The 2,654-nt window shown below is 77.5% G+C and carries 3 protein-coding genes; all 3 read left to right on the top strand.

Annotated features, from left to right (window positions below; translation table 11 throughout):
* Positions 1 to 629 (top strand): VWA domain-containing protein (locus B0E53_RS35290; protein ID WP_146167931.1); only part of this gene is annotated, 629 nt, incomplete at its 5' end.
* A complete protein-coding gene (gene cobO, locus B0E53_RS35285) occupies positions 629 to 1,240 on the top strand; it encodes a cob(I)yrinic acid a,c-diamide adenosyltransferase (protein ID WP_107079811.1) in 612 nt (203 codons plus the stop codon). The genes B0E53_RS35290 and cobO, both read left to right, overlap by 1 nt.
* Positions 1,234 to 2,589 (top strand): cobyrinate a,c-diamide synthase, encoded by a 1,356-nt coding sequence (locus B0E53_RS35280; protein ID WP_107079810.1) that lies wholly within the window; start codon positions 1,234 to 1,236, stop codon positions 2,587 to 2,589. The genes cobO and B0E53_RS35280 overlap by 7 nt, the downstream gene beginning before the upstream one ends.
* Positions 2,590 to 2,654 lie beyond the last annotated feature (65 nt).

The raw sequence follows: 2,654 nt of genomic DNA, 5'->3' as shown, positions 1-2,654 counted from the left end.
AGGCCGCCCGCGGCCGGGCCGGCGGCCCGCTGCGGCTGCGCCCGGCCGACGTGCGCGAGGCGGTCCGCGAGGGGCGCGAGGGCAACCTGGTCCTCTTCGTGGTGGACGCCAGCGGGTCGATGGGCGCGCGGGAGCGGATGTCCGCCGTGAAGGGCGCCGTGCTGGCCCTGCTCACCGACGCGTACCAGCGGCGGGACAAGGTGGCCGTGGTCGCCTTCCGGGGCACCGGCGCGCAGACCCTCCTTCCGGCCACCTCCTCGGTGCTGGCCGCCTCGGCCCGGCTGGCCGAGCTGCCCACCGGCGGGCGTACGCCACTCGCCGAGGGACTGCTGGCGGCCGCCGACCTGCTCCGCGTGGAGCGGCTGCGCGACCCGAAACGCCGCCCCCTCGTGCTGGTCGTCACCGACGGCCGGGCCACCGCAGGCCCCCGCCCGCTGGACCGGGCCGCCCGCGCCGCTTCGGTGCTCGCCGCCACCGCGGCGCCCTGCGTCGTCGTCGACTGCGAGTCCGGCCCCGTCCGCCTGCACCTGGCCCGCCGCCTCGCCACCCAACTGCACGCCCCGCACCACCGCCTCGCCGACGTGGCCAGTGACCGGCTCGTCGGCCTCACCACGAGGAGCGTCGCCTGATGCCGCAGGGGAAGCCGAGCCATGTGCCCGTCGACGGGTTGACCACCCGGCAGCGGCGTCACCGGCCGCTGGTGATCGTGCACACCGGACAGATGAAGGGGAAGTCGACGGCCGCGTTCGGGCTGGCGCTGCGGGCGTGGACAGCCGGGCTGCCGATCGGCGTGTTCCAGTTCGTCAAGAGCGCCAAGTGGCGGGTGGGGGAGGAGAACGCCTTCCGGGCCCTCGGCGAGGTGCACGAGCGCACCGGGCAGGGCGCCCCGGTGAGCTGGCACAAGATGGGCGAGGGCTGGTCCTGGATCCAGCGCGGCGGGGAAGCCGACCACGCCGAGGACGCCCGGGAGGGGTGGCGGCAGATCCAGCGCGACCTGGCCGCCGAGCGCTACGGGCTCTACGTGCTCGACGAGTTCACGTACCCGATGAAGTGGGGCTGGGTGGACGTCGACGAGGTGGTCGCCACGCTGCGCGACCGGCCCGGCTTCCAGCACGTCGTGATCACCGGCCGGGACGCCGACCAGCGGCTGGTCGAGGCCGCCGACCTGGTCGCCGAGCTGACCAAGGTCAAGCACCCGATGGACGCCGGCCAGAAGGGCCAGAAGGGCATCGAATGGTGACCCCCTGGGCGCTGCCCCGGCTGGTCGTCGCGGCCCCGGCCAGCGGGCACGGCAAGACCACCGTGGCCACCGGGCTGCTCGCCGCGCTGCGCCGCCGGGGCCTGGCGGTCAGCCCGCACAAGGTCGGCCCCGACTACATCGACCCCGGCTACCACGCGCTCGCCGCCGGCCGCCCCGGCCGCAACCTCGACCCCTGGCTGGTCGGGCCGGAGCGGATCGCCCCGCTGCTGCGGCACGGCGCGACCGTGCCCACCCCGGCCGACGTGGCCGTGGTGGAGGGGGTGATGGGGCTGCACGACGGCGCGGTCGGGCACGGCGGGTACGCCTCCACGGCGCATGTCGCCCGGCTGATCGAGGCGCCCGTGCTGCTCGTCCTCGACACCACGGCGCAGGGCCGCTCCGCCGCCGCGCTGGTGCTCGGCATGCGCGCCTTCGACCGTGCGGTACGGATCGGCGGGGTGATCCTCAACCGGGTCGGCTCGACCCGGCACGAGACCCTGCTGCGCGACGCGCTCGCCGAGGTGGGCGTGCCGGTGCTCGGCGCGGTGACCCGGGCCGTCGAGGTGGCCGCGCCGTCCCGCCACCTCGGGCTGGTGCCGGTCGCCGAACGCGCGCCCGAGTCGGTCGCCGTGGTGGCCGCGCTCGCCGGCCTGGTCGAGGCCACCGTGGACCTCGACGCCGTGCTGGCACTGGCCCGTACCGCGCCGCCGCTCACCGCGCCCGCCTGGGACCCGGCCGCCGCGGTCGGCGGTCCCGCCGGCACCGCCCGCCCGGTCGTCGCGGTCGCCGGCGGGGCGGCCTTCACCTTCTCGTACGCGGAGACCGCCGAGCTGCTCACCGCGGCCGGCGCGCAGGTGGTGACCCTCGACCCGTTGCGCGACGAGGCCCTGCCGCCCGGCACCCGGGCCGTGGTGATCGGCGGCGGCTTCCCCGAGCTGCACGCCGACGCCCTGGCCGGCAATGCCGCGCTCCGCGCCGAGCTGGCCGGCTTCGACGGCCCGGTGGTCGCCGAGTGCGCCGGTCTGCTCTACCTCGGCCGCGCCCTCGACGGGGTGCCGATGTGCGGGCGGCTCGACCACACCGCTCGGATGACCGGCCGGCTCACCCTCGGCTACCGCGACGCGGTGGCCGCCGCCGACTCCCCGGCGCACAACGCCGGCGACCCGGTACGCGGACACGAGTTCCACCGCACCGTCACCGACCCCGGGCACGGCGACCGCGCCGCCTGGCACTGGGACAGCGCCCCGCACGGCTTCGTGGCCGGCCGGGTGCACGCGTCCTACCTGCACACCCACTGGGCCGGGCATCCGGCGGCGGCCCGCCGGCTGGTCGAGGCGGCGAGCCGGTGAACCCGCCCAGCCACCCGCCGGCCGCCCCGACCGGCCCCACCCCCGGCCGGCCGGCGCCCCCCGGC

Origin of the sequence: Micromonospora sp. MH33 (assembly GCF_003013775.1) — a bacterium.
GTDB classification, from domain to species: domain Bacteria; phylum Actinomycetota; class Actinomycetes; order Mycobacteriales; family Micromonosporaceae; genus Micromonospora; species Micromonospora fulviviridis.
Note: the sequence above shows the minus strand (reverse complement) of the source record. Positions and strands in the feature narration are given on the sequence as shown.